We start from the raw sequence: 1,990 nt of genomic DNA, 5'->3' as shown, positions 1-1,990 counted from the left end.
GGCCGCGACCTGCGCGGCCTGCACCTGGAAGCGGTGACCCTGCGCGAATGCGACCTGCGCGGCGCGCTGCTGCAAGGCGCCGTCCTGACCGACTGCACCTTCGCCCAGTGCGACCTGGCCGACGTGCAGTGGCCGCAGGGCCGCGCCACCGGCAGCACCTTCCTGCAGTGCCGCCTCGACGGCATGGACGCCGCCGGCCTGCAGGCCCACCGCAGCCAGTGGCTGCACTGCGAGGCGCCCGCCAGCCGCTGGGGCAGCGCGCAGTTCAGCGAATGCATCCTGCACGGCGGCGGCTGGCCCGGCGCGAGCTTCGACGGCACGGTGCTGGCACGCACCACCTTCAGCGGCATGGCGCTGGCCGGTGCCGGCTTCGCGGCGGTGGACGCGCAGCGCAGCGCCTGGAACCAGTGCGACCTCGGCGGCGCCAGCTTCGCCCAGGCACAGCTGCTGCGCTGCGGCTTCGTGCCCGGCGTGCTGCCCGGCGACTGGCGCGGCAGCCGGCTCACGGCCGTCAGTCTGCGCGGCGCCGCGCTGCGCGCCAGCCAATGGCAGACGGCGCGGCTGGACGGCGTCGACTGGAGCGGCGCCGACCTGCGCGAGGCCGACCTGCACGGCCTGCAGGCCCACTGCCTGCAGGCCCTGCGCACCGACCTGCGCGGCAGCCTGCTGCAGGGCGTGCGCATCGAGCACGGCGTGCTGCTGGCCGCCGACCTGCGCGGCGCCACGCTGCGCGACACCATCCTGCAGTCCTGCTGGCTGGGCGAGGTGCGCATCGACGCCCAGGGCGACCCGCTGGCCCTGGCCACGCCCGCCTGCGTGTGGCAGCCACGGCCGAAGGAGGCGCAACCGTGAGCGGCCTGCACACCGCCGGCAGCGCGCATGAGACCGCCCTCGCCCTGGCGCGCGAGCGCCAGGCCCGCGGCCTGCCGGTCGAGGCGCTGGATCTGTCCGGCTGCGACCTCGGCACCGAGGACTGGACCGGCGCCACCTTCCTGAACTGCACCCTGGCCGGCGCGCGCCTGGGCAGCGCCCGCCTGGACGACGCGCGCTTCGTGCACTGCGACCTGTCTGCCAGCGACTGGCAGTTGGCCGACACGCAGGACCTGCTGCTGCATGCCTGCACCCTCCAGGGCGCCTGCTGGCAGCAGGGCCGCCACCAGCGCCTGCGCATCGTGCAGGGCCGGCTGCACGGCAGCCTGTGGCAGGCCTGCCGGCTGGACGACAGCGCCTTCGTGCAGTGCGCGCTGGACGGCACGGACTGGCAGCACAGCCAGGCCGCGCGCACCGTGTGGGAAGCCTGCCAATGGACGGACGCGCAGCTCGCCGGCAGCCGCTGGCAGTCCTGCCAGGTCGGCCAGGCCCGCCTGCCGGCCGGCGAGTTGCGCGGCCTGCACTGGACGGGCTGCGTCCTGCCCGGCCTGCAGCTGCAAGGAAGCCAGCTGGTGGACTGCGACTTCGCCCGCTCCCAGTTCGCCGAGGCCCGCATCGAGGACTGCGACTTCGCCGGCTCGCGCCTGCCCAATGCCGGCTTCGCACAGGCCCGGCTGCGGCGCGTGGCGCTCACCGGGCTCGACCTGCGGCAGACCCAGTGGAGCGGCGCCGTGCTCGCGCAATGCAGTCTGGCCGGCGCGCGGCTCGAGGCCTCGCTCTGGAATGCGGCGCGGCTGGACGGCTGCAACCTCGCGCGCGCTGCACTGCCGCAGGCCGACCTGCGCGACAGCCGCCTGCACGACTGCGACTTCCGCGATGCCGAACTCGACTTCGCCGACCTCAGCGGCTGCGAGGCCGAGGCCTGCCGCTTCGACGGCATCCGCAGCGTCTATGCCAAGGCCAGCGGCACGCGCGGGCTGCCGCTGGCGCTCTTTCCCGACCGCGGGCGGCGCGAGTTCATCGCCCCGGCGCCTTCCGCGTCCTCTCTTTCCGCCTCCCCCGGCGCCACGCGCCCCTCCTGACCATGCCGCTCTTCGCCAAGCCTTCCACGCCCCGCCCG

At 75.3% G+C, this 1,990-nt stretch carries 2 protein-coding genes; both read left to right on the top strand.

Going from position 1 to position 1,990, the window contains the following annotated elements:
- Positions 1-852, top strand: an 852-nt coding sequence (locus tag NS331_RS25055; RefSeq protein WP_193758216.1) for a pentapeptide repeat-containing protein, incomplete at its 5' end; no start/stop codon positions are given.
- A complete protein-coding gene (locus NS331_RS25050; RefSeq protein ID WP_058644606.1) occupies positions 849-1,952 on the top strand; it encodes a pentapeptide repeat-containing protein in 1,104 nt (367 codons plus the stop codon). The genes NS331_RS25055 and NS331_RS25050, both read left to right, overlap by 4 nt.
- Positions 1,953-1,990: the final 38 nt, after the last annotated feature.

Source organism: Pseudacidovorax intermedius (assembly GCF_001476815.1).
Lineage (GTDB): Bacteria > Pseudomonadota > Gammaproteobacteria > Burkholderiales > Burkholderiaceae_C > Xenophilus > Xenophilus intermedius_A.
Note: the sequence above shows the minus strand (reverse complement) of the source record. Positions and strands in the feature narration are given on the sequence as shown.